We start from the raw sequence: 23,438 nt of genomic DNA on the forward strand, positions 1-23,438 counted from the left end.
TAAAGACAACGTTTAATTTGCCGACACTTCACCCGACGGCGCTGCGTAGCCCGCTTTTTGGAGAATCAGGCTTTTAACCAGTTCGGAGTGGGAGTTCGTAATCAAATGACCGGCTTCGGGCAGGAAGATAAACTCCGCCGGTTTTCCGGCCAGCACTTTTTTGGCAAAATCCAGATTGGCCGGATCAACCAGCCAGTCCTTGCCACCCTGTAGCAGCGTCACCGGCACGTTCAGCGTTGACCACAGGGGCAGCAACTGGCGTAACTCGGCGATGTGCGTGTATTTTTCGGCGGTCGCCAGGTTCAGGTGCCGGTGCAGAAACAGCTTCACAGGTGGCATTTTTCCCCATTTTGAAAACCAGAAAAATTTCTCTTTTTCGGGGTCGAGCGGGGAGGCCACCAGGAACAGGTGTTTGATCCGGCTCGGGTACAGCAGCGCCAGCCGGGCGGCCACCGGCGATCCGAACGAGCGGCCCAGCACAATGGCCGGTTTTCCCGAGTGATTCAGGTTCAGGGCGTGGCCAATCCACTGCGCCTGCCGGGTAATGGACGTGATGGCTTTGCGACCCTTCCGGGATTTGCCGTAGCCGGGCCGGTCGACGGACAGGATGTGAAACCGGGTGTGCAGCAGACTATCGTCGAACATCCGCAAATAGCCGTACCAGGAACCCGGCGCGCCGTGAATCAGCAGGAGCGGGGGCAAAGTATCGGCGCCAATGCTGGCAACGTGCAGCCGCAGGCTGTCGTTTTCAATGGTGAAAAAAGTAGGTTTGGCCGATCGGTTGGCAAAGTGTTCCTGAATCTGGCGGTCGCTCATCCGCCAGCGCCGGAAGCAGCCGGAAAGACTGAGAAGGAGCAGCAGGAACAGAATAGAATTAAATACTTTCACGCAAAAATCAGAGGACAAATTGAATGGTTTACGGTTTACTGTTTTCGGAGGAAGTTCGATGTATTAAAAGAACGCGCCAACCCCCGAAAACCGTATACCGAAAACCGGATACTAAAATAACGATAGCTGCCCATTGGCCACCTGCTCGTGTTCCAGCAGCCATTTTTTTCGGCCCAACCCGCCCGCATACCCGGTCAAATCCCCGTTGGAACCAATGATCCGGTGGCAGGGAATAATGATCCAGATGGGATTTTTGCCGTTGGCAGCCGCCACCGCCCGAATCGCTTTTTCGTCGCCCAGCCGCCGGGTTAATTCCATGTAAGACAGCGTTTTGCCGTAGGGGACCTCCGCCAGCATCTGCCACACCGACCGCTGAAAAGGCGTGCCCTGCGGACAAAGCGGCAGGTTGAACGCGCGACGCTTGTTCAGAAAATATTCTTCCAGTTGACGCGCACATTTATACAGCACAGCTGGCACAAAAGCCGAATCCGGGACGGGCTCGCTGCTGCACCGAACGCTCATAATACCGTCTTCGTTGCCGCTGATGACCGCCAGTCCGACCGGCGTGTGAATCGTTGTCGTGTACATGGGAGAGGAATTTGCGTTCATTGCTACCAATCTACTGAAAAATAAAACAAAAAAAGACAGACTCCCACCGGAACCTGTCTATTCTTATTGTTCGTAATCCGAAGTGATTATTTGGCAGCAAATCGCTTGATCAGCCCACTGCTGTGGTCGAGCAAATACAACTCCCGATTGGCATCTTCGCCGAAAGCCGAAACCGGGCCGCCTTCGCTGGTCAGCAGTTGGTTGGCGGTTTTCTTTTCGCCATCCACACTCAGCGCCCACACCTTGCCGCTGCCAAAGTCGGCATAAACGTATTTTCCTTTTAAATCCGGAACGCTGTTGCCCCGGTAAACAAAACCGCCCGTAATGGAAACGCCTTCGTTGCGCGGATACTGGTGAATCGGCTCGACCAGCTGGCCCTGGTTGCAATCTCGTTTCGGGTTGTAGCAATCCATGCCTTCTTTCAAGCGCCAGCCGTAGTTACCACCTTTCTTGATCAGGTCAATTTCTTCCTGGGCATTCTGACCTACATCGCCCGCCCAGAGCAGGCCGGTTTCCTTGTCAAAACTAAACCGCCACGGATTCCGAAGACCGTAGGCGTAAATTTCCGGAAACGCACTGGCGTTGCTGACAAACGGGTTATCGACCGGAATTCCGTAATTACCTTTGTCGGTTTTGTTGACATCGATGCGCAGGATCTTGCCCAGAAACGATTTCAGGTTTTGGCCGTTGTTGTGCGGGTCGCCCCCGCTGCCGCCGTCGCCCGCAGCAATGTACAGAAAACCGTCGGGGCCGAAACTGATTTTTCCGCCGTTGTGGTTGTCGTAGGGCTGGGCAAACCGGAGCAAAACCGTCTCAGAAGCCGCATCGGCTCGGTTGGCCGTCGGGGTGACCTTAAACCGGGAAATAACCGATTCGACCGGGTTCCGTTTGGTATAATACACGTAGAAAAAACCGTTCTGCTTGAAATCGGGGTGAAACGCCAGTCCGAGCAGCCCCATTTCGCCTTCCGACGCTACTTTGTTGCTCAGATCCAGGTACGTCTCGGCGGTTTTGGCGGAGGAGTTGTTTTCGAAAACGCGAATCTTGCCTTCCTGTTCAAGGACAAAAAGGCGGTTGGTGCCGTCGCCCGCGTGGGTGAATTCGACGGGGCGGTTAAATTTCAGACCCGGAAAGGCGTTGGTCAGCTGAATGGACGGGGGCGCCGTGGTGCCGGGCGTTTCAGTCGACTTCTCCTCACCGGCTTCGCGCGGCTGGCAGGCAATCGAAACCAAAAAGGCAAAACTGACGGTTGCCGCCAGGGAGCCCAGTAGGGTTGTCGCCGTTTTTTTGAGGTAAGTCATCGAAGTGTTGATGAAGTTCGTTACTTTCGTCATAGCAAGATTACATCCAGAGGGTTCCGGCGAACTTTTTGGCAATGTTTTTGTTTCTCTTTCAACGGATTAGCTAACGAATTGTTGTCAATGCCTGTTTTTGAGCAAGTTACCTGTTGTTGTCATCATTCCTCAAATCGGGGCGTATGATCTACGGTAGTTGCCGGAACGATCGCCCTTCGCAAGAGGGATTTTTTTTGCGCTGAGGTGTCAATACTCGATCGAATTGATTCTATCCATAGACTTTACCCGGGTGCTACTGTCATGACTCCTGCCGAACAGCAACATTTCTTTGAACGAATGGCGATCCAGAACGCCAGCTTTCGGTACCGGCTTCCGTCCAAGCCGGATGTGGGCCGGTTTATCGACAACCTGATCCGGTTTCTTTTTCCGATTACCCAGGATTGCCAGGCGTTTGTGATCAGTACGGCCGATACCTACCGCGAGTTGCACCATAAACTGGCCTGCCTGTTAAAACCGCTGGAAGAGCATTTGCCGACCAGCCAGGAAGCGACGGTCGAGCGGTTTTTTGAGCAGTTACCCCTGACCTACGAGGAGCTTTTGCTGGACGCTCACGCCATTTCCGCGTTTGATCCGGCGGCTGCGGGGGTTGAAGAAGTAATTGCGGTTTATCCCGGTTTTTACGCCATTGCCGTCTACCGGATTGCGCACGTACTGACGGATCTGGAGGTGCCGCTGCTGCCCCGGATGATGACCGAATACGGCCACAGCCACACGGGAATCGACATTCACCCCAACGCCGAAATTGGTTCGTCTTTCTTCGTTGACCACGGTACGGGGGTCGTCATTGGCGAAACCGCCATCATTGGCAGCAATGTCAAGATTTACCAGGGCGTAACGCTCGGCGCAACGAACGTCGCCAAGTCGATGGCGTCCAGAAAACGGCACCCGACCATTGAGGACAACGTCATCATTTACGCCAACGCCACCATTCTGGGCGGCCGGACGGTGGTGGGCCACGATTCGGTGATTGGCGGCAACGTCTGGCTGACCCAAAGCGTCGAACCGTATTCACTGGTGTACCATACGAGCCAGATTGAAGTACGGTCGCTGGCTGCCGAATCGTAAAAACTTGCAAAAAAAGGGAACGCCCGGGTGATAATCCGCGTCTTCGTGGTATGAAGGACTAAATGGACTGCCATGAATTGTATGTGTGATCAGAGCCTGGTGGAATCGCTTCGCTCCGGCGAAACGTCGGCCTACGAGTGGGTATACAAAACGTATTATCCGTCCATCGCCCGTTTCGTCCGGCGCAACCGGGGAAGCGATGGCGATGCTGAAGACGTGTTTCAGGAATCGGTCATCGTGCTCCACCAGAAAATAACGGCTGCGGATTTCCGGTTAACGTCGACTCTGAAAACCTTCCTGTTCTCGATTGCCCGCAACCTCTGGTTGAAAAAGCTGCGGGACGAAAAACTGATTCCCCTTTCCGAAGAACAACTGATTTCGTTGCAGGACGCCCACGGTTTTGCATCCGAGGAACCGTCCGCGGACGAAGTTCAGCACGAGCAGCTCAGCGCCTGGATGGCCCGCATCACCGGTCATTGCCAGCGCGTTATCAAATCCATCTATTTTTCACACGAGCCAATGGACCACCTCATGGTGACGATGGGCTGGAAAAACCGCCACACCGCCGTCAACCAGAAATACAAGTGCATCCAGCAACTGAAGCGCGCGTCGGAAAACGGGTAACTTACCAAAATTTTTGCGGAAGCCGGGTGATTTTGGGCCGTTGTTTGGAATCAATTGAAAACAAACAATTGACAACGATGACGACTGAACCTTCGAAAGCGGTTTACGCAACCGATCAGAACTGGGACGAATTACTGCAAAAACCGGGTGTTCTCCTGGTTGATTTTAGCGCCGAATGGTGCCCGCCCTGCCGCCGGCTGGAACCGATCATGAATGAATTAGCGGCCGATTTTGCCGGTTTGGCGACCGTGGCTACCATCGATGTGGAAATGAATGCCACCGTTACCGCCCGCTACAACGTCCGGAACATGCCGACCATTCTGGTTTTCCGGGATGGGAAACTGGTGAATCGCCAGGTCGGTTTTACGACCAAAACCGTCCTGGCGGGTATGATCGAAGGCCAGTTTGTGTCGGTTTAGCGGTGGAACCGGTGATGAAAACCGCCGGTTACACTTCCAGAATCAGAAGCAGGGCGTCGTTGGAAAGGGCTTCGAATTCCAGCTCGTCGAGGTATTGCAGGGCCAGCCCGTCGCGCGGATGCAGAAGCCGGTTCTGGACTTCAAACGCACCTTCAAGGATAAACACAAACAGGCGTTTTCGCGGATTGGTGAGCCAGTAAGTTCCTTCCTGCCGACCGCCGTACATCCCGACATACACCCGGTTTTCGGGTTTTGCAGTCGGGAATAAAGCCAGCAGTTGGTTCCGGTTTTCGAGCGTAAAGCCGGACACCGGAAAGTTTTGGCGGTGGGCGGGGTCGGCCTTTCGCCAGATCTGCAAAAAGTTGACGGCTTCGGTGTCGAACGGATTGATGAGCCGGTATTCCTGTCCCGGAAAAGCCGTAAACTGCATGGCTTCCCCGGCACCCAGAAAATGGCTTTCGCCGAGGCTGTCCACCAACTCAATCCCGCCGACCACCGGCAGCAGCAGGACGTCGGTGGGCTCCGCGACGGCAATGGCGTGGCTTTCCCCGGCCAGCAGCGTGTCGTCATGAAACGCCGTCAGCGTGCCAAAAGGCTGGCGGCTCTCGTGCCAGTACGATCCAAAGTTGAAGGTGTGAAAGCTCCGGTACCCGGCGGATTGGGTGCAACCCCGCTGGTCAGCCAGGTAAATTTGGGCTTCCGTTTGCAGAAACGTGTTCATGATCAGTGCGGTTTTCGGCCTTTCCGGGAAAGGAAAAATGGGAAATGCTCAGATACGGTGACAACGGAATCAGATCGGTTTCGACTTCGTTTCCGACCGCGAGCGCAGCGGATTGGTCGCCGTACGCGATCAGCAGGTTGTTGTCGATCGTATCGATCCAGGTCAGCGGTTCGCTGTAAAACCAGATGGCGATTTTGTGCTGGCTTTTGTCCTGAATGTGCGAATCGATGATTTCAAACCGGAAGTTTTTAAACGGCAGGCAACGTTTCCCATCCCGGTTGGTCACATCCGGGATGAGGTCGTTCAACTGGCGGATGTAACCAATGGCGGCCGTGCTGGTCAGGTAATGCAACTGATCGGCTTTGGCGACGTTTTCCAGCAGAAGCCGGAACGTCGGATACTGGCCCCCGGGGTCCAGACGCTGGGCCTGCATGTAGAACTCCAGATGCGTGTCGTTGAACACAAACTGATCCCAGGGCTTGCGGGAAGCCGCATCGATGATTTTCCGGTACTGCAGCTTTACGATTCCTTTTAGCATGGCCTTCGCTGGTTACGCTTCTACGACAATCGCCCAGGTCAATTCGTAACCGGCAGCCGCACTTCCGGTAACCGTTGATATATTGGTGGTCACGCCGTCGCTGAAAACGTTGTCGCGCGCGTTGGTGGTGTCGGCCTGGCCGTGGCTGGCGTAAACGCCCTGCGCATAAACGACCTTGCTGATGTCTTCGGGAAACGCAATCTGGGAGACTTTCAGCGATTTGCCGCCTGAATTGTAAACGTGAACGTGAATGTGGGTCGCCCGCCCGGAATACCAGCCCGGATAGATCGTCGTAAACGTCACCAGTCCATTGGCGTCCGACGTTTGCCGACCACGCAGAAAGTGAACGCTTTGGTAGTTCGTCGATTGCATGCCGCTGCCGCCGTATTCGGAATAATTGCCAGTTGCATCGCAATGCCAGACATCCACCAGGGCAGCCGCCAGTCCGGCGCAACTGTTGTTTTTGTTTTGTACGGTTATTTTAACGGTCAGCTTGGTTCCTTGCCGGTCGGAGGTGATGTTCGACGTCACCAGGCTGGCGGGGGTTTTGGTCGGAAAAGGCCCTTCGGTTTCGTTTGAGGTGACGGTGCAACTGCCGGTGCTGGTTCCCGTTTCGGTGGTTGAGTCGGGGGCTACCTCGTCTCCCTGCTTGCAGGAGCTGATCATCGGTGCCACGGCGGCCATTCCTAAAACCGAGAAGGTTCTTTTCAAAAAGTCTTTACGTTCCATGCTTTCTATAGGTGAGTTGTGATTAAATGCGGCTTCCTTTTTATCTATATCGCTGAAATGGGGCGTTTCGTTGCATGGCGCGACGTTTTGTAGGTAAACCGCCGAAATCTGTCGGTGAATGCGTGGAGAAAACCGCCGTTTGGTTTACTTTGCGCCGAGTCCTCACGCCTGACCAAATGAAAAACCGCCTGACTGTTCTGATTTCCAGTGCCCTGTTTCTGGTTGCGCTGCTCGGTCACGCCCAGCAGAAACCCAACGTCATCCTGATTTATGCCGATGATTTGGGCTACGGTGATTTGAGTTGCTACGGAGCTACGAGCCTGAAAACGCCGAATATCGACCGCGTAGCCGCCGAAGGTCTGCGGTTTACAAACGCCCATGCCACCTCGGCCACCTGCACGCCGTCCCGGTATTCGCTGCTGACGGGCCAGTATGCCTGGCGAAAAACCGGCACCGGAATTGCTCCCGGCGATGCGGCTTTACTGATCCCAACCGACCGGGTAACCCTGCCTGCGGTTTTGCGACGGGCCGGGTATCGAACCGGCGTGGTGGGCAAATGGCATTTGGGCTTGGGGCCAAAAGGCGGGCCGGACTGGAACGGGGAGATTAAACCGGGACCGCTGGAGGTCGGCTTTAACTACGCCTTTCTGCTGCCGGCCACGGGCGACCGCGTTCCCTGCGTTTACGTGGAAAACCGCCGGATTGTGGGCCTGGATCCGGGCGATCCGGTGCAGGTGAGTTACAAAGATCCGATTGGAACCGAGCCCACGGGCAAGGCAAATCCGGAACTGCTCAAGATGAAGTATTCACACGGGCACGACCAAACAATTGTCAACGGCGTCAGCCGGATTGGGTACATGAGCGGAGGGAAATCCGCCCGGTGGGTGGACGAGGAAATGGCCGATGTACTGACGGGTCAGGTCAACCAGTTCATCGAAACCAACCAGCAAAGTCCCTTTTTTATGTACTTTTCGACGCACGATATTCATGTACCCCGCATGCCCCATTCCCGGTTTGTGGGCAAAAGTGGCATGGGCCCCCGGGGTGACGCCATTCTGCAACTGGACTGGTGCGTGGGTGAGGTCATGAAAACCGTGGAGCGACTGGGACTGAAAAACAACACCATCGTGATCATCAGCAGCGACAACGGCCCCGTTGTCGACGATGGGTACAAGGATGAAGCCGTTGCGAAAATGGGTAATCATAAACCGGCCGGGCCGTTGCGCGGGGGCAAATACAGCGCATTTGATGCCGGAACGCGGGTGCCGTTTATCGTTCGCTGGCCGGGGAAGGTGGAACCGGGCACATCGGCTGCGCTGGTGAGTCAGGTGGATTTGCTGGCATCCCTGGCGGCATTAACGGGACAGAAACTGGCTAAAACCGAAGCAACCGATAGCAACAATTCGCTCGACGCTTTTCTGGGGAAAAACCGAAAGGGGCGCGATTACGTGATTGAACAGGCGCTGAACAACACGCTGTCGGTGGTCAAAGGAAACTGGAAATACATCGAGCCCAACCCGGGTCCGGCGGTGCAGAAAAACACCAACACCGAATTGGGCAACCATCCGGAGCCGCAACTGTATGATCTGGCGAATGATTTGGGTGAAACAACAAACGTGGCCGACAAAAATCCGCAGATTGTCAGCGAATTAGCTGCGCTGCTCAAAACCGCAAGGGAGTGATGAGTGATGAATGGGCTACCGCATTGCAATTCATCATTCATCACCCTATGTTCACCGTAGCGAACGGACAAACCGGCGCATGGAGTCGCGATAAACCTGTTCGGATAATTCCATTGACTGTTGGTCGCGGAGCATCATCGCGAGCGTGATCATGCCGTGCGACAAGGACCACCATTCAAAATACAGTTTCTGAATGCTTTCCTGCGATTTCGGAATAAACGTGAAAATGATCTCCCGGACCAGCACATTGATGGCTTCGATTTCGCCGGACTCGCGGATCGGACGGGTGCAGTAGGCGCCGTTCAGGTTGTACATCACCTGATAGATTTCGGGCTGTTCCTTCGCAAACTGCCACTGCGCTACGGACATTTCAAACAGACGCTTTTCGGGATCGCGGTAGACCTTTTTGATGCGTTCGTATTCAAATCGGAGCTCCCGAAAACCGTCGTTCCGGATTTCGTCCAGCAGTATATCTTTACTATCGAAGTATTCGTAAACAATCGGTGCGCTATAATCAATTGCGTCAGCAATTTTGCGGATCGACACAGCTTGCCAACCTTCCCGGCGAGCGATGTCCTTAGCGGTCAGAACAATAGCAGACCGGGTTTGCTCCCGACTGCGTTGTTTGCGCTCAAGTGTCTCCATGCGGTTTTGTCAAGTTAACAGTGTTAAATTTGATGGTAAACTACGCATAAGAAGGCAAACCTTCTAACTAAATTGCAATTATTCTTTAAATTATTCAATACTTGCGGCAAATAGTATACTTCATGTAAACTGATTTTGAAATTCAGTGCAGAAAAAGAAGCGCCCGCTTCGCTTGTCTTATTTTTGGCAAACCAACCATAAACGCTCATCGCCCAGTTGAAAGTCAGCGCCATCCAGCGCGCCAAACCGCTCCGTCGGGGCCAATCCGACCTGCTGGAAAAGGCGGTCCAATTCGGCCAGCGTATAGATGTAATGTTTCGCTTTACGCTGTTCGGTGTGGCCGTTGCGGATATAAGTCAGTTGAGCATTGATGCAACTGCTGCGGGCGTCGTACTCGTTTTCCAGCAGAAACGTAATATCGCCGATCTGCATCCAGCTTCGTTCCTGAAAATCCGGCAGAATGCTCTCGGCAATCATGGCGGTTTCGGCCACGAAATGACTGCCCGCAACGAGTTGACCCGCGATTTTTTGCAGAAAGGCCCGCATCTGATCGTGCGGAAAAAAACTGAAACTATTGCCCAGGCAATACGCGCCCTGAAAACCGCCTTCGAGAGCCAGCGTCTGAAAGTCACCCGCCCGGGCATCAATCGAAAGGTTTTCCCGTTGTGCGGTTTTTCGGAGCTCCTGCACCGATTCCGCCGAAATGTCGACGCCCGTTACGGCATACCCCATCCGGGCGAGTTCGAGGGCGTGCCGACCGTGACCGCAAAAAATATCCAGCACTCGCTGGCCGGGTTGCAACGCCAGCACATCGTTCAGAAAGTCGGCTTCCAGCTCGGTTTGCTCGTCGGTTTGGGCCGCTTTCCAAGCTTCCTGCACCAAACCGCTAAAGAAATTTTTATACCAGGCCATAAGGGATGATGAAAGATAAAGGATGAATTAGGAAGATGAGCGATTTTGCCGCGCGGGCGGTCCGGTCATCGTTTATTTTTCATAACGCATCATTCTTTTGCCATTTTCGGCAAAAGAACTTACTTCGCACATCAAAATTCTTAAATCCATCCATGCAAACCTATTGGGGCATTGATTTAGGCGGTACTAAAATTGAAGGCGTTGTGCTGTCGGCACCCTCGCCCGAAGCCGTTGTTGTGCGAAAACGCATTGATACAGAAGCTGATAAGGGCTACCAACACATTGTCAGTCAGATTGCGAAGCTGGTCGATTCCCTCAAAGCCGAAACCGGGTATCTGCCTGATCACATCGGTTTTGGAACGCCCGGCACCTTCGATCCGGCCCGCCATGTGATGAAGGGCTGCAACACCACCTGCCTGAACGGCATGCCTTTGCCCCAGGAACTGGAAAAAATACTGGGTGTGCCGGTCAGTATTGCCAACGATGCCAACTGCTTTGCCCTAGCCGAAGCCACCCTGGGCGCGGTGCCGGATGTGGTGCCGAATTTTCGGGCGGTTTTTGGAGTCATTATGGGTACGGGCGTCGGCGGGGGCGTGGTATTTCGCGGGAAAGACGGTCAACCCTTTGTGCAGAACGGTTTGCAGGGAATTGGGGGCGAATGGGGCCATATCATTCTGGAAGAAAATGGATACCCCTGCTACTGCGGCAAACGCGGCTGCAATGAGCAGGTGTTTTCCGGCCCGGCTTTGCAGCGCTATTACGAAGACATTAGTGGCGAAAAACGAAAACTGAAAGAAATTGTCGAACGTCACCTGGCCGGAACCGACGCCTACGCTTCCCAGACGATTGACCGGCTTTTGGAGAATTTCGGAAAGGCCATCTCGGTCATCATCAATGTGCTCGACCCGGATGCGATTGTGCTGGGCGGGGGCGTTGGCAACATCGACCAGTTGTACACGGAAGGCGTCGAACGGGCCAAAAAATATGTTTTCAACGAAGGCCGGCTGGAAACCAAATTCCTCAAGCCCAAACTCGGCGACAGCGCCGGTGTTTTCGGCGCAGCAATGCTGTAAAAAGAAGGATGAGTGATGAATTGCCTCCGCCAGGAAAGAAAGCGTCAGCCAATTCATCACTCATCACTCTTTTAATTCCCCGGTTGTTGTCCACCGCCGTCTTTGACATCATCGTTGGTGACGGATTTCTTTTTGCGTTGAGGCTGGTTGAAGCTCATTTTACCGATCCGGTAGCTGAACGTTAGCCGGACGCCCCGGTTGTAGATGTAGGTGATGCTGCTCTGCTGAAAACTGGGTGACATCAGCTCCGTCCGCATCTTGAACCGATTGGCGAAAAAGTTCTCTCCCGCCAGGCCCAGGCTTCCTTTCGTTTGCCCCTTGTCATCTTTGAAATCTTTCTTGATTCCGAGCGTATAGAAGCTGAAACCGCTCTGGTACCCCTGCAACTGGACGCTCCGGCCCTGCGCGAAGCCAAAGCCCTGCACACCCCAGCCGTTTTTCAGGGACAGGTTGGTGAAGAGCCGGCCCGTTACGACCCAGCCCGAGTTGCTCGTATTCAGCGCGGCCGATGGACTGTTGTTGGTAATATAGGAGTAATAGGAATCGACACCACCACCAACTTGCCATTTCGAGGTTACATTGACGTTACCAAATACGTTGGCTCCGTAATTTTCTTTGTGGCCGATGTTCTGGTAGGTTGTCGTAATGACACCAGCCTCACTCGTTGTGCGAACGCTCTCGATCGAATTGTCCGTACGGCGGGCAAACAGAGAAAAGTTCAGGTACGTTTTCTTGATGCTGGCGCTGGTACTCAGTTCGAGGTTGTCGGTTAATTCCGGTTCCAGGTACGGGTTTCCGAAGGTGATGTTCTGCGGGTTGGACGCATTAACGTTTGGATTCAGGAACTGAATACCGGGTCGCTGCAACCGGCGGTTATACGCAATTTTCACAATTTTGCCGCCCTTCAGGGATTTTGAAAGGTTGATGCTCGGCACCAGATTGCCATAGCTTGGAATGTCGATGGTCTGGCCCGGCGTTTCCGACCGGAAATTGGCGTCGATCATCGTGTATTCATACCGCGCTCCAGCCTTGAGCGTGTATTTGTTTTTCGTGGTATAGGTGTACGACAGGTAAGTTCCCGCTACGTTCTGGTTGTAATCCAGCCCGTTGTTCGGACGCAGTGGATTCTGGCCGTAGGCCCCATCCGGACCGGTCGAAATAAAATACTTGTAATCGCTGTCTACCTGCCGGAAAATTCCTTTTCCCCCGAATTCAATCTGCTGGTTGGTTTTAATCGGCGTCTGATAGTCGATCTGGATGGTCGATTCCTGGTTGTAACTCAGGTTGTCGTTCCGGTCGCGACCCGTGATGATGGCGGTGTTGCCAAACAGTTCGGCTTCGTAGTCATTCGTCCGGTTGTTGCGGCTGAACTGCGTCAGGATGCTTAATTCCTGTTGCGGTTTTTTAAACGTCCGGGTGTAATCCACGTTCACATCCACGGTTCCCGAGAGGTTTTTCATCTCGACATCCCGGCTCGATGTTTGCCCCGGCAGGATTCCGCCCGGAAACAACAGCGTCGTCAGATTCTGCGACATTTTTCCGTTTTGGGCACCGTAGCGCAGCGTGGCCGTCAGGCTTTGGTTTTTCGCCAAGTCGTAATCGAATCCTAGCTGGTAATTACCAAAAAGGAACTGGTTTCTCGAGTCCGCCATTTGCCGGGTTTCGGTCGTTACCCCGTCGAAAAAGCTGCGCTGAACATTTTCGGATTTGCCGATCATGTTGTAGTTGGCCCGGCCAAAACCGCCCAGTGAAAGGCCCATTTTGCCCACCCGGTAATTCCCGTTCAGGCCGAGGTTGGAACCCCGGTTTCCGACGCCCGCGTCCATGTTCAGCGTCAGACCCTGCAAGGTGTTTTTCTTCGTAATGATGTTGATAATACCGGCGGACCCTTCGGCGTCGTATTTGGCCGAGGGCGACGTGATGACTTCCACGGATTTGATCATGTCGGCCGGAATCTGCTTCAGGGCGTCGGCCACGCTGGCGGCCACAATCGTCGACGGTTTGTTGTTGATCAGCACCCGGACGTTGCTGCTGCCCCGCAGCGACACATTTCCGTCGAGATCGACCGATAGCATCGGCACTTTCCGCATCACCTCGGCTGCATCACCGCCCTTGTTTGTAACATCCTTGTCGGCATTGTAGACGAGCCGGTCCACTTTCTCTTCAATGACCGCGGCCTGTCCGACCACGTTTACCTCTTTCAAGGTTTTCACATCCGGCGACAGCACAACGTTTCCGAGGTTGATGTCGGTGCCGCGTTCGATCTTTAGCTTACCGGTTTCTTTGTTGCTGTATCCTAAAAATGAAATCTGCAACCGGTATTCGCCCGGCAGCAGTTTGGTGAGCGAAAATTTTCCTTTTTCGTCGCTGGTCGTACCGTCAATGGGTTTGCCGGTTTGCGGGTTAAGCAGCGCGATGGTGGCAAATTCAACGGGTTTGTTGGTGGTTGAATCGATCAGGATGCCGGTGATTTTGCCGTTCCCGCGTGGAGCGTCGGGATTCACCGTTCCCGGGATGGACGAAGTGGGTCGGGCACCACCCGGGGGCGGTCCGGCGGGAGGCTGCTGCGCAAACGAATAGGTCGAGCAACAAATAATACTAAAAAGTATTAACTTTTTCATAATTCTTTTATGAGAGTAGGCTAATAGCTGAAAATGGCACTTTTAAATTGAACTATACAAAGATATTACTAACTTCAGTCATAAGACAGGTCCTGCGAGTGTAGTGCCCCTGAAAATGCGGAACGGCAAAAACCAGCCTTCGGACGGTAAGGAAAATGGATGAATGGAAAGCAGTGACTTTCTTCAAAAGAACCCTCAAATTTAGCCTGTATAGGTTGTTTGTAGACCGGATTTTCGACGAGTGGCGGTTTTTTCGGGACAAACCACCGGTATTTCGGGGTAAGAAAAAAAACGAAAGGACGAGCTATTTTGAGTGGACAATAGGACGGATGAGCGGAGTTGGAGCGTTCAGGAAGCGGTGTTTAAGTGATCCAGCTCCCGGAGATTTTCCTTCAGCTCCTGACCTAGTTTATCGTCAAAAGCTCTAAAAATCCAGTGGGCAATACTGAATAATAGCAGAATCAACACGACCTGAGCACCCAGGACAACACTGATTTTGAGGACACTGTAAGCTTCAAACTTCCGGGCAATCATCGAAACCGTGAACAGAAAACCGGCCAGCAGACACAGAATCCAGATTTTTGTCAGAGCGGCCTGGGCTTTTTCGTGCCGTTGCAAAACCGTCGTCAGGCTTTCGTGCAGATTCTGACGGCTCAGGCTTACCCGGCTCAGGCTGTGGTAATTCTGTCCCACAACGATCAGGGCCGCGAGCGCCAGTGAAATATACAAAACGGATGGAATGTAAAAATACCAGCGGGTGTAGTCGAACGCATTTCCGACGATGGCGGCCGAGAAAAAGAGGATGACGCCCGTCATGATGCTGCCGGCAAACCGCAGATTCCGCTGCATCCTGGCCAGCGTGCTTTTCGAGCGGTCCTTCAGCATCAGGAACACCAGGCGTTCGCTGAGGTGCTGGCTGGCCAGAATTTTTTCGTCGTAGGCTTGCCAGGTCGATTTGAGTTCGTCCAAGTTCATGTTCGTGAGGTTTAGCGGGTGGCCGCGTTGATGAGTTTCTCCAGTTTGGCTTTGATTCGGTTCAGTTTGACTCCAACGTTGGTTTTGGAAATGCCGATGATACCTGCCATGTCGTCGTAACTTCTGTCATCCAGATACAGGGTAATGACGGCTTTTTCGATGGGCGAAAGCTTTTCGATGGAAGCATACAGCAGCCTGATCTCTTCATCGAGTGGATCGTCGGTCAAGTCCGGCACCTGAAGCTCATGCGATGAAAAGGAAACCGTTGGCGGTTTTCCGGTTTTCTTTCGGTAGTTCGAAATGGCGGTATTCAGCGCAATCCGGTACATCCAGGTGGGAACGGACGATTCATTTTTGAAGGCTGGATACGCCTTCCAGAGTTGCAGAACGATCTCCTGAAAAAGGTCATTGCGGTCTTCGGAGTCTTTGCAATACAATGAACAGACTTTGTAAAGGATACCGGGGTGCTGGTTTAGCAGGCTGACAAATTCCTTTTCCATCGCAGAGCATCTTAGCAGGCTTTCACGGTATTAGTCGCAGAAAGAGCGGAATTATTACAAGCGGGTAAAAAAATGGGTGAAAACGTCAGCGAACGCGACCGCCAGACGCCCGAAAACCAAAAGCCGCAGCAGCAGTTTACTCAAGATCAAACAAGCCCGCAGGGGTTGGAGAAGCCCGTACGCCGTGCGGGGCACCACACATCGTATGAAGAGCGAAGACCGGAAATTCAACTACAATCTCGACTACAGAGAATTAGACCTGCGCAAACAGCCCGAACTCTACCGCGTTGGCAAGGGCGAGCAGGGCGTGTTGCTCGTGCAACCGTACAAATCCGAAATTCTGCCGCACTGGCGGTTTAAAACGCCGGAGATTGCCCGCGAGTCGTCGGCTAAAATTTACGAGTTGTTTGTCGAGTATAAAAAGAACGGCGACTTCATCGGGATGGACATGGCCCGAAAGTTTCTGCAAATGGGCGTGACACGGTCCCGGCGCTACGCCAATCACCGCACCGGCCAGAAGTACGACGGCCCGGTTCCCGCCGACCAGAAAGGCCGCAGCGGAAGCCACGGCCGGGAAACTTTACCGCTGGACAGCGACCCGGTCAAGGCCGAAAGTGCCGCCATTTTCCGCGAAGTCTACCTCCAGGCCCGCGAAGACCCGGACTACAAGCGGCTCAGGAAAGAGTGGCAGGAGAAATATGGATGAATTTTGAAAGATGAACGATGAATTGATGTATCTGCTCATTCACCGTTCATCATTCATCGTTCAAAACCCTATTTCCCTTGCGCTTCGACTACGGCAATGGCGACCATGTTGACGATTTCACGTTCGGAACTGCCGAGCTGAAGAACATGGACCGGTTTTCGCAAGCCGAGCAGAATGGGGCCGATGGCATCAAAACCGGCGGATTCTGTCATGAGGTTGTACGCGATGTTCGAAGCGGATAAATTGGGGAAAATCAGCGTATTCACACCTTCTTCCACCAGTTTGCTGGACGGATGGTTGAGCTTCAACAAATCCATATTGAAGGCCAGGTGAGCCTGAATTTCGCCGTCCACAATCAGGTCGGGGTGTTTGCGTTGCAGAATTTCGACGGCCTGATTCATTTTCTGGGCGTCGTCGCCTTTGGCGCTCCCAAAGTTGGAGTAGGTGACCAGCGCAATCCGGGGTTTGATGTTAAACCGCTCGACGGCCCGGGCGGTCAGCTCGGTAATTTCGACAATTTCATCGACCGTCGGATTAAAGTTAACCGTGGTGTCGGAGAAAAACAGCGGTCCGCGTTTGGTCAGCAGAATGTACATCCCGGCCACTTTTTTTACCCCGGCTTCCTTCCCGATCACTTGCAGAGCCGGCCGAATCGTGTCGGGGTAATTGCGCGACAGGCCCGAAATAACCGCATCTGCTTCCCCTGATTCGACCATCATAACCCCGAAATAATTCCGGTAATACATCTGTTTGGTCGCTTCGGTGGCATTCACGCCCTTGCGACTCCGTTTCTTGTAGTACAATTCACTGAACCGCTGAATGAGGTGGTCCTGCTCCGGGGCACGCGGGTCCAGAATCGGGACGTTTCCCAAATCCAGGTTGTTTTCGGTAATCAACGAGCGGATTCGGGCCACTTCACCGAGCAGGATCGGGAAGGCAATGCCTTCATCCCGCACCTGTTGGGCGGCTTTCAGGACTTTCAGGTTTTCGGCATCGGAAAAAACCACCCGCTTCGGATTCGATTTGGCTTTGTTCAGGATCACCCGCGTAATCTGGTTGTCCTGACCCAGCCGCTGGGCCAGTTGGTGTTCGTAGGCTTCCCAGTCGGTGATCGGCTGACGGGCTACGCCGGATTCCATCGCAGCCCGCGCCACGGCCGGAGCTACGGCCGAGAGCAGGCGCGGATCGACCGGTTTTGGAATGATGTATTTGCGGCCAAACATCAGGTTTGATTCACCATACGCCAGATTGACCAGATCGGGGACGGATTTTTTGGCCAGATCGGCCAGCGCATGAACCGAAGCCAGTTTCATGGCTTCGTTGATTTCCGTGGCCCGAACATCGAGCGCTCCCCGGAAAATAAACGGAAAACCGAGTACGTTGTTGACCTGGTTGGGATAATCCGAGCGCCCTGTGGCCATAATAATGTCCTGACGGGCTTCCGTGGCTTCCGGATACGAAATCTCGGGCGTGGGGTTCGCCATTGCAAAAACAATTGCGTCTTTTGCCATCGAGCGCACCATGTCCTGCGTTACAACGTTGCCTTTCGACAATCCGATAAAGACATCCGCATCGACCATCGCTTCCTGGAGGGTGTACAAGTCGCGACGGGTTACAAACTGGCTCTTGCGTTCGTCCAGACCAGCGCGGTCGGCGCGAATCACGCCTTTGCTGTCGCACATGACGAAGTTTTCGACCCGGGCACCCAGGGCAATGTATAATTTCGAGCAGGAAATGGCCGAAGCCCCCGCACCGTTGACCACGATTTTAACATCTTCAATTTTTTTGCCGACAATTTCAAGAGCGTTCAGCAACGCGGCTGCCGAAATAATGGCCGTGCCGTGCTGATCGTCGTGCATAACCGGAATGTTGAGGTCGCGTTTCAGCCGCTCCTCAATCTCAAAGCATTCCGGCGCTTTAATGTCCTCCAGGTTAACGCCCCCAAAAGTCGGTTCCAGAATTTTGACCGTCCGGACAAATTCGTCGACATTCTTCGTATTCAGTTCAATATCAAAAACGTCGATGTCGGCATAAATTTTAAACAACAATCCCTTGCCTTCCATCACCGGTTTTCCGGCTTCGGGGCCGATGTCGCCCAGGCCTAAAACCGCACTGCCGTTGCTGATGACGGCCACCAGATTGCCTTTGGCGGTGTATTTATAAACATCTTCGACGTTTTCGGCAATGGCCAGACACGGTTCGGCCACGCCGGGTGAATACGCGAGCGTCAGATCGCGCTGGGTATTGTATTCTTTGGTAGGAATGACTTCAATTTTACCCGGACGACCCTTGGCGTGGTATTCGAGGGCATCTTCCCGGCGGATTTTCTTCTCCATAAAGCAATGTGTGAGGGATGGTCAACTAGGGCTAAAAAAAGCAAGATTGCGTGGTAAACCAGTGCCTTAAGGCGAAACCGGTTCAACCTGGGTCGCTAAGGTAAGGAAAAGTAGCAATCGAAACCTTTTAAAATAAGATGACCCGCTCGTGAGGGCGGGTCATCGAAATCGTCAGGAGATTGGTAGGAGAGGTCGTATCAAATAAAATCAGAATTTCAGAATTGAGATTTAAAGGCATGGGAAGCGGAGACGGTCGACTTGGCAAACGACTGATCATTGAGTGCACCAGACTGGCTCATAATGACCTGCACCGGATTCGTTCTGGGCCGTACGTGTTCATATTGGGCTTTCCAGAAAAACATTCCTGCAATCAGCGCCGATAAAACCGACAGCTGAATGACCTGCCAGCGCGATAATGTTAACCGGGGCCATTCGCGGGTTGGAGTTAAGTGATTCATTGTTAATAGGATAAGGGTTAAGTTGTTCTACTAAATGAGTTTAATCCAATAGCACTTTAGCAGGTATTAAGTTACGTACTCAAATATAAAGAAACTGAAAATATAATACTAAAAAATCTGCAAAAAATTAAAAAAGCCGGACCGCTTGGAGAGCGGTCCGGCTTTTCGCCTTTAAAATGAGGAAGTCTTTACAATTGCGGCTGCTGGTTGGCCAAACGTTCGTCGCCGGTTCCGGCTCTGCGGTTGCGCATCCAGAACCACAACAGAACGAAGGCCACGATCAAAATAATGGGAAACGTAGTCATTTTGAGCAGGGTATCCTGCCCAGCCGCTAACTCGAGCTCATCCCCGGAAAGGCCCGCTGCGGTTTTTTCGATCCGCGCATCATCAATCCAGCCTCCGATAATGAATTGGAAAATAGAGGTTGAGAGCATCCCGACACCACCTACAATCGACATCCCAAACGCACCGCTCAACGGAATGTGTTCGGCTACAAAACCGATCATGGTTGGCCAGAAATAACAAACACCAATGGCAAAGAAGACAGCCGCAACATAAGCAGCAGCCCCGGTTTGAGTGCTGAACAGATAAATACCGATGGTGGCGAAAACCGCGGAGCCCAGCAACACACCCGTTTGATCAAGCCGATGAATGATCGGACCGGCAAAATAACGCCCGATGGCCATTAATCCGGTTACCAGCGCCAGAATCAACATGGGGCTGGCTCCACTTTTAGCCATAATCAGACCGACCCATTGTTGCGGACCGAATTCCGAGATGGCCGTAAAAGCCATACAACAGAAAATAAAGATATACAGGGGCGTAACCATGGCTCTGAAGTTTTTGGCCAGTGACGTAACGCCTTCTACTTTTGGCCGTGGGAACGCCTGCCCGAAAAACAGAAACACGTAGATCAGGGTCGGAATCATGATGATCCAGATCTGAGCCTGCCAGGGCTGGCCGGCGTCCGTCATGAATTTGGAAACCAAACTTCCCAGTACGATCCCGCCGGGGAACCACATGTGAAACCGGCTGAGCATTTTATTCATTTTTTCACCCTGGTACATATCGGCGATCATCGGGTTCGCGGCCGCTTCCGTACAGCCGTTACCGAAACCAATAAAGAATGTCGAAACCAGCAAACCCGTGTAGCCACCCGAATAAATGGTGAGCAAGATTCCCAGCGTATGCGCCAGAAAGGCAATTTGCATGATGATTTTGGGTCCAACGGAGTGGTAAACCAGCCCACCGATGACCATTGAAATGGGGAAGCCGAAGAAGAACATCGAGTTGATGATGCCCAACTGCGTGGCCGTCAGCCCAAACTCCGTACCCAATTGGGGCAGAATACCAGCCCGGATACTAAACGAAAAGGCGGTGGTAATCAGGGCAAAGCAACTGGCATTGAAAAGGCGGCTCTGGTTGACAGGCGTCGTCGCCATAACAGTCTGCATAGGGGGTTGTAGGGGTTTAGTTGAAAAATTTTAGGTCAATAGTAAGTTTTATTGAAGGGAAATATACAAAATTTCCGAAAAATACGTGAATCTGCTAATTTCCCGGCCAAAATCTTCTGATTTTAAATTTTCAGATTTTTGATTGGAGAATAGTAGGAACTGATTTTCTGAATCTTCCCCTTTCAAAACCCGGACTATCGGATCAGAAACTAGTAATTCTCATCTACAACTTCAGTTTTTATACTATGGCGCACAGAAAAATGCGGATGGGCATGATTGGCGGAAGCCTCGAAGCCTTCATTGGGGCCGTCCACCGCCGGGCTGCTGTTTTCGACGGTGAAATCGAACTGGTCTGCGGAGCGTTCAGCTCAAATCCGGAAAAATCGAAAGCCACCGGGCACGCGCTTTACCTACCCGAGGAGCGTGTCTATGGCAGTTTCGAAGAAATGATTTTAAAAGAAAAAGAACTGCCGGAAGGCGAGCGGATGGATTTTGTGTCGATTGTGACGCCGAACCACATGCACTTCCCACCGGCTAAACTGGCGCTGGAGAACGGTTTTCACGTGGTTTGCGACAAGCCAATGACGCTGAATCTGACGGAAGCCAGAGAACTGGCCCGCATCGTCAAAGAAACCGGCAAGCTCTTTTGCCTGACCCACAACTACACCGGTTATCCGATGGTGAAGGAAGCCCGCGAAATGGTGCGCAGTGGCAAACTAGGCAAGCTTCGTAAAATTGTGGTGGAATACCCGCAGGGCTGGCTCTCGACGCTGGAGGAGGCCACGAATTACAAGCAGGCCATCTGGCGAACCGATCCGGCGCAGTCGGGTGCAGCGGGATGTATGGGCGACATCGGAACCCACGCCGAGAACCTGGCCGAATACATCACCGGTTTGAAAATCACGGAACTTTGCGCGGACCTGACCATTTTTGTGCCGGGTCGCAAACTGGACGACGACGGTAACGTACTGCTCCATTTTGAAGACGACGTGAAAGGGGTGCTGCACGCCAGCCAGATTGCCAACGGCGAAGAAAATAGCCTGAACATCCGGATTTATGGCGAACTCGGCGGACTGGAATGGCACCAGATGGAACCGAATACGCTGATTTATAAATCACAGGAAGGGAAGCGGATTTTCCGGCCGGCGGTGGGCCAGTTATCGGCGGCTGCCAAAGCGCACATCCGGGTTCCGGCGGGTCACCCCGAAGGCTTCTTTGAAGCGTTTGCCAACCTTTACCGCAATTTTGCCATCACCTTGCGCAGCACCCTGGAAGGCAAAGAACCGGACCCAATCTACGCCGATTTTCCCTCGGCCGAAGACGGTATTCGCGGTCTGGCGTTCATCGAAACCGTTCTGCAGTCGAACCAGTCCAACGAGAAGTGGACGAAGTTTGTGGAATAAAATTTTAGGTATTTCGCAGAGGTAAGCAGCGTAAAAAGGAGGTTAGCGAAGCTAAAACTCTGATTACCTCTTTTTTCTCCGCTCAACTCTGCGAACTGACCAACCTTCTTAAACCAAAAAACACTCTTTACATCTCACAAATGGAAAAAATCAAAGTTGGTGTAGTGGGTACGGGTTTTATCGGCCCGGCACACATTGAAGCCCTGCGTCGGCTTCCGAACGTCGAAGTAGCGGCCCTGTGCGAAGTCACGGCCGAACTGGCAAAACAAAAAGCCGATTCGCTCGGCATTGCCCGTTCCTACACCTTTGAAGAATTGCTCAAACAGGACGACATCCAGAGTATTCACATCTGTACGCCCAATTTCCTGCACTATTCGCAGTCGAAAGCCGCCCTGGAAGCCGGGAAACACGTTGTTTGTGAAAAACCGCTGGCCAAAGATCTGAAGGAAGCCGAGGAGCTCGTGGCGCTGGCGGCCCAAACCGGGCTGGTCAATGCCGTTCACTTCAATCTGCGGTATTACCCGCTGGCCCGTCAGATGCGGGTGATGCGCGAAAAAGGCGATCTGGGCGAAGTGTATTCCGTGATCGGCTCGTATTTGCAGGACTGGTTATTTTACGAAACCGACTACAACTGGCGGCTCGAACCCGACAAATCGGGCGATTCGCGGGCCATCGCCGACATCGGTTCGCACCTGATGGACATTCTGGAATACATCACCGGGCTGAAAACCGTAGCGGTGCTGGCCGATTTCAACACGATTCATAAAACCCGCAAAAAACCGCTCAAAGCCGTCGAAACGTATTCGGGCAAGATGCTGCAACCGGAAGATTACGCCGATGTGCCCATCAACACCGAAGACCACGCGAACGTGCTGCTGCGGTTCGACAACGGCAACAAGGGTGTCATTACGGTTTCGCAGGTGTCGGCGGGTCGGAAAAACCAGATGAAACTGGAAATTGCCGGATCGAAGAAAACCTTCGCCTGGAACTCCGAAGCACCGAACGACATGTGGATCGGAAACCGCGACGGCTACAACGAAAACCTGATGCGCGACCCGTCGTTGATGTACGCCGAAGCGCGTTCGGTCATTTCGTTTCCCGGCGGCCACAACGAAGGCTTTCCGGATACGTCGAAGCAGATGTTTAAGGAAGTCTACGAGGCCATTGCCGCCGGTAAACAACCCGAAAATCCGACCTTCCCGACGTTTGCCGACGGGTACCGCGAACTCCTGATCTGCGAAAAGATCCTGGAATCCAACCGGAATCAGGCGTGGGTTGAAGTGTAATTTTGAATGAGTGAATGATAGAATGAGTGAATAAATGGATGATTTTTCACCGGTTTCAGGTAAAGAGCAATTCATTGAAGAGTTTAAGCGAAGAACGAAGTTGTTTGTCCTGAGGAGTGTGCGGGTTTTTCAGGCATTGCCAACCACAAGCGAAGCACAACTAATCGGTAAACAGTTTTTGCGGGCAGCCTCATCAACGGGGGCAAACTACCGGGCGGCTTGCCGGGCACGGAGTAAGGCCGAGTTCTACGCTAAGTTAAGCATCACAATTGAAGAAGCTGACGAATCGCTGTTCTGGATGGAGATTCTGTCCGAAACCGAGATTATGCCGTATTCGCGACTTGAAAGCTTGATGAACGAAGCTACGGAAATTGTCAAAGTCCTTTCCAAAGCCCGAAAAAATACCTGATGTTAGTTCACCTATTCTATCATTCACTCA

23 protein-coding genes are annotated in these 23,438 nt (G+C 52.9%); 9 read left to right on the plus strand and 14 right to left on the minus strand.

Going from position 1 to position 23,438, the window contains the following annotated elements:
- Positions 1–12: 12 nt before the first annotated feature.
- The 3 genes from ACYVHX_RS28920 to ACYVHX_RS28930 form a co-directional block, all read right to left on the minus strand.
- Positions 13–888, minus strand: coding sequence for an alpha/beta fold hydrolase (locus tag ACYVHX_RS28920; RefSeq protein ID WP_460675205.1), 876 nt, complete (start codon positions 886–888; stop codon positions 13–15).
- Positions 889–999: 111 nt separating this feature from the next.
- The gene (locus ACYVHX_RS28925; RefSeq protein WP_460675206.1) at positions 1,000–1,476 is read right to left on the minus strand and encodes a methylated-DNA--[protein]-cysteine S-methyltransferase; all 477 of its coding nucleotides are present in this window, start codon (positions 1,474–1,476) and stop codon (positions 1,000–1,002) included.
- 107 nt (positions 1,477–1,583) lie between these two features.
- A complete protein-coding gene (locus ACYVHX_RS28930) occupies positions 1,584–2,831 on the minus strand; it encodes a PQQ-dependent sugar dehydrogenase (protein WP_460675207.1) in 1,248 nt (415 codons plus the stop codon).
- 261 nt (positions 2,832–3,092) lie between these two features.
- On the opposite strand from ACYVHX_RS28930, the gene ACYVHX_RS28935 reads away from it, so the two are divergent.
- From ACYVHX_RS28935 to ACYVHX_RS28945, 3 genes are all read left to right on the plus strand, one after another.
- Positions 3,093–3,917: a serine O-acetyltransferase gene (locus ACYVHX_RS28935; protein WP_460675208.1), complete on the plus strand. Its 825-nt coding sequence runs from the start codon at positions 3,093–3,095 to the stop codon at positions 3,915–3,917.
- Positions 3,918–3,998: 81 nt separating this feature from the next.
- Complete coding sequence (locus tag ACYVHX_RS28940; RefSeq protein ID WP_460675209.1) at positions 3,999–4,541, plus strand: RNA polymerase sigma factor; 543 nt, start codon at positions 3,999–4,001, stop codon at positions 4,539–4,541.
- 77 nt (positions 4,542–4,618) lie between these two features.
- Positions 4,619–4,960 (plus strand): thioredoxin family protein, encoded by a 342-nt coding sequence (locus tag ACYVHX_RS28945; RefSeq protein ID WP_460675210.1) that lies wholly within the window; start codon positions 4,619–4,621, stop codon positions 4,958–4,960.
- A 28-nt stretch (positions 4,961–4,988) separates the two neighbouring features.
- Here the strand turns inward: ACYVHX_RS28945 and ACYVHX_RS28950 are convergent, their stop codons facing one another.
- The 3 genes from ACYVHX_RS28950 to ACYVHX_RS28960 are packed head-to-tail and all read right to left on the minus strand — an operon-like array spanning position 4,989 to position 6,948.
- Positions 4,989–5,681: a pirin family protein gene (locus ACYVHX_RS28950; protein WP_460675211.1), complete on the minus strand. Its 693-nt coding sequence runs from the start codon at positions 5,679–5,681 to the stop codon at positions 4,989–4,991.
- Positions 5,638–6,219 carry a hypothetical protein gene (locus tag ACYVHX_RS28955; RefSeq protein WP_460675212.1) on the minus strand — a complete coding sequence of 194 codons (582 nt, stop codon included), beginning with the start codon at positions 6,217–6,219 and terminating at the stop codon, positions 5,638–5,640. Before ACYVHX_RS28955 ends, ACYVHX_RS28950 begins: the two co-directional genes overlap by 44 nt.
- A 12-nt stretch (positions 6,220–6,231) precedes the next feature.
- Positions 6,232–6,948: a dioxygenase family protein gene (locus ACYVHX_RS28960; RefSeq protein ID WP_460675213.1), complete on the minus strand. Its 717-nt coding sequence runs from the start codon at positions 6,946–6,948 to the stop codon at positions 6,232–6,234.
- A gap of 176 nt (positions 6,949–7,124) precedes the next feature.
- On the opposite strand from ACYVHX_RS28960, the gene ACYVHX_RS28965 reads away from it, so the two are divergent.
- Positions 7,125–8,630 carry a sulfatase family protein gene (locus tag ACYVHX_RS28965; RefSeq protein ID WP_460675214.1) on the plus strand — a complete coding sequence of 502 codons (1,506 nt, stop codon included), beginning with the start codon at positions 7,125–7,127 and terminating at the stop codon, positions 8,628–8,630.
- Between the two features lie 51 nt (positions 8,631–8,681).
- Here ACYVHX_RS28965 and ACYVHX_RS28970 read toward each other — a convergent pair whose 3' ends face one another.
- Entirely contained in the window at positions 8,682–9,275 is a 594-nt protein-coding gene (locus tag ACYVHX_RS28970; RefSeq protein WP_460675215.1) for a TetR/AcrR family transcriptional regulator, read from the minus strand.
- Positions 9,276–9,452: 177 nt separating this feature from the next.
- A complete protein-coding gene (locus ACYVHX_RS28975) occupies positions 9,453–10,187 on the minus strand; it encodes a class I SAM-dependent methyltransferase (RefSeq protein ID WP_460675216.1) in 735 nt (244 codons plus the stop codon).
- 152 nt (positions 10,188–10,339) lie between these two features.
- Here ACYVHX_RS28975 and ACYVHX_RS28980 point away from each other — a divergent pair, with 152 nt between their 5' ends.
- Entirely contained in the window at positions 10,340–11,260 is a 921-nt protein-coding gene (locus ACYVHX_RS28980) for an ROK family protein (protein WP_460675217.1), read from the plus strand.
- 71 nt (positions 11,261–11,331) lie between these two features.
- Here the strand turns inward: ACYVHX_RS28980 and ACYVHX_RS28985 are convergent, their stop codons facing one another.
- The 3 genes from ACYVHX_RS28985 to ACYVHX_RS28995 form a co-directional block, all read right to left on the minus strand.
- On the minus strand, positions 11,332–13,881 hold the full coding sequence (locus ACYVHX_RS28985) for a TonB-dependent receptor (RefSeq protein ID WP_460675218.1): 2,550 nt from the start codon (positions 13,879–13,881) through the stop codon (positions 11,332–11,334).
- A gap of 348 nt (positions 13,882–14,229) precedes the next feature.
- Entirely contained in the window at positions 14,230–14,856 is a 627-nt protein-coding gene (locus ACYVHX_RS28990) for a hypothetical protein (protein ID WP_460675219.1), read from the minus strand.
- An 11-nt stretch (positions 14,857–14,867) separates the two neighbouring features.
- Positions 14,868–15,356, minus strand: a complete 489-nt coding sequence (locus tag ACYVHX_RS28995; protein ID WP_460675220.1) for an RNA polymerase sigma factor — start codon at positions 15,354–15,356, stop codon at positions 14,868–14,870.
- Between the two features lie 205 nt (positions 15,357–15,561).
- On the opposite strand from ACYVHX_RS28995, the gene ACYVHX_RS29000 reads away from it, so the two are divergent.
- Entirely contained in the window at positions 15,562–16,062 is a 501-nt protein-coding gene (locus ACYVHX_RS29000; protein ID WP_460675221.1) for a DUF4385 domain-containing protein, read from the plus strand.
- A gap of 68 nt (positions 16,063–16,130) precedes the next feature.
- Here ACYVHX_RS29000 and ACYVHX_RS29005 read toward each other — a convergent pair whose 3' ends face one another.
- The 3 genes from ACYVHX_RS29005 to ACYVHX_RS29015 all read right to left on the minus strand — a co-directional run bounded on the left by ACYVHX_RS29005 (position 16,131) and on the right by ACYVHX_RS29015 (position 20,298).
- A complete protein-coding gene (locus ACYVHX_RS29005) occupies positions 16,131–18,398 on the minus strand; it encodes an NADP-dependent malic enzyme (protein ID WP_460675222.1) in 2,268 nt (755 codons plus the stop codon).
- Between the two features lie 215 nt (positions 18,399–18,613).
- Complete coding sequence (locus tag ACYVHX_RS29010; RefSeq protein ID WP_460675223.1) at positions 18,614–18,856, minus strand: hypothetical protein; 243 nt, start codon at positions 18,854–18,856, stop codon at positions 18,614–18,616.
- Positions 18,857–19,044: 188 nt separating this feature from the next.
- A complete protein-coding gene (locus ACYVHX_RS29015; protein ID WP_460675224.1) occupies positions 19,045–20,298 on the minus strand; it encodes an MFS transporter in 1,254 nt (417 codons plus the stop codon).
- Positions 20,299–20,576: 278 nt separating this feature from the next.
- Here ACYVHX_RS29015 and ACYVHX_RS29020 point away from each other — a divergent pair, with 278 nt between their 5' ends.
- From ACYVHX_RS29020 to ACYVHX_RS29030, 3 genes are all read left to right on the plus strand, one after another.
- Positions 20,577–21,713, plus strand: a complete 1,137-nt coding sequence (locus ACYVHX_RS29020) for a Gfo/Idh/MocA family protein (protein WP_460675329.1) — start codon at positions 20,577–20,579, stop codon at positions 21,711–21,713.
- A gap of 140 nt (positions 21,714–21,853) precedes the next feature.
- A complete protein-coding gene (locus ACYVHX_RS29025; protein ID WP_460675225.1) occupies positions 21,854–22,999 on the plus strand; it encodes a Gfo/Idh/MocA family protein in 1,146 nt (381 codons plus the stop codon).
- 100 nt (positions 23,000–23,099) lie between these two features.
- The gene (locus ACYVHX_RS29030) at positions 23,100–23,408 is read left to right on the plus strand and encodes a four helix bundle protein (RefSeq protein WP_460675226.1); all 309 of its coding nucleotides are present in this window, start codon (positions 23,100–23,102) and stop codon (positions 23,406–23,408) included.
- Positions 23,409–23,438: the final 30 nt, after the last annotated feature.

The sequence above is a fragment of the Larkinella ripae genome, assembly GCF_054780775.1.